Below are 1,501 nucleotides of genomic sequence, written 5' to 3'. Positions count from 1 at the left end.
CAGTCGCCCGGGCGAGACCGCGATCGACGAGCCCGACACGCCGACGCGCCCGTCGTCCGCCGGTCGTCGTCCGGGAGCGGCGAGGGCGCTCGGTGCGGACGCCAGGACGGCGCCCGCGGCCAGGGCGCCGGTCAGCACGGTGCGGCGGGCCAGGGGGTGATCGGGTTCGCCGGTGGTGGGGGCGAGCGGGTCGGGGCCGATCTGTTCGGGCACGGGTTCTCCACTGGGGGTGCGGTGGTCGGGACGTGCGTGGTGCTGCCGTCGTGAGGTGTGCGCGGGTGCCGGGCGGTTCACCCGGGGATGCTCTGGGCGTGGTGGAAGAAGTCGTGCGGGTCGTAGGCCCGCTTCACCTCGCGCAGCCGGTGCTGGTTCTCGCCGTAGTAGGCGGTGAGCGGGTCGGTCAGGTCGCGGTCGGGGAAGTTCTGGTAGGCGGCCTCGCCCAGCTGCGCGGGCACGAGCCGGTGGAGCTCGTCGACCCAGCGCAGGTTGTCGGCCTCGACCCGCGGGGTGTCGTCATCGGCCCAGGTGGCCTCGACGGCGATGATGAACAGCGCGTCGCGGTGCACGAAGGCGGTGTCGGTGCGCTTCTTGCGCGCGATCGCGCCGCCCATGGCGAACACGGCCAGCCCGGCGCCGTCCTCGTTGTAGCTGCCGGGGTAGGCGCGCACGTGCCGCACGAGCGCTTGGACGGTCCCGGCGTCCAGGGGCTCGTCGAGGATGCGCGACTTGGTCTCGGACTTGAAGATCGGGGTCGTGGCGAACAGCGAGCGCGCCGCGTCCCACACGTTGCTCTCCCGGATCACGCACACGTCCGGCGCGGGCCTCGCGTCGAGCACGTCGCGCAGGATCCGCTCCAGCTCCGCGCGGTCGCCGTAGTGCTGTCCCAGGGCCGCCACGGTCGTGTTGGCCTCGATCTCCTCCCGGTGGCCGGGCAGGCCGCTGGTGGTGATCCCGAGTCGGAGGTCGAACTCGTCCGGGGCGTGCCGCACCGCCTCCTGGAGCCGCTCCGCGATCCGCTTGGCGGTGTCGTCGGTCGCGTTCCTCCACCGCAGGTCGTAGAAGGTGACCGGGTCGTCCCTGGTCATCGGCTGGACCTCGAAGGTGTACGAGGTGTGCACGCCGAAGTTGCCGCCCGCGCCCCCGCGGCAGGCCCAGAACAGGTCGGAGTGGGTGTTCTCGTCGCAGGTGATCAGCTCACCGTCGGCCGTGACGACCTGCGTGCTCACCAGCGCGTCGCAGGTCAGGCCGAACTTGCGGTCGCTGAAGCCGATGCCGCCGCCGAGCACCAGGCCGGAGATGCCCACGGTCGGGCAGCGGCCGGTGGACATGATGACCTCGTGCTGCTCCAGGTGCGGGTAGAACCGCCCGATGGTGGCGCCCGCCTCCACGGTCACGCGGTCCACCCGCCCGTCGCCCCGGCCGCGGTGGACCTGGACGCCGCGCATCTTGGACAGGTCGAGCAGCAGACCGGTCGTGGTGGAGAACCCGGCCAGGTTGTGAC

The 1,501-nt window shown here is 72.5% G+C and carries 2 protein-coding genes; both read right to left on the bottom strand.

Going from position 1 to position 1,501, the window contains the following annotated elements:
• Nucleotides 1-213 (bottom strand): hypothetical protein (locus tag AB0G02_RS39770; protein WP_360805574.1); only part of this gene is annotated, 213 nt, incomplete at its 3' end.
• A gap of 77 nt (nt 214-290) precedes the next feature.
• Nucleotides 291-1,501, bottom strand: a 1,211-nt coding sequence (locus AB0G02_RS39765; RefSeq protein WP_360805571.1) for an FAD-binding oxidoreductase, incomplete at its 5' end; no start/stop codon positions are given.

It is taken from the genome of Actinosynnema sp. NPDC023658 (assembly GCF_040639995.1).
GTDB lineage: Bacteria > Actinomycetota > Actinomycetes > Mycobacteriales > Pseudonocardiaceae > Actinosynnema.
The sequence above is the reverse complement of the archived record's forward strand: the minus strand, read 5'-3'. Positions and strand labels throughout refer to the sequence as shown.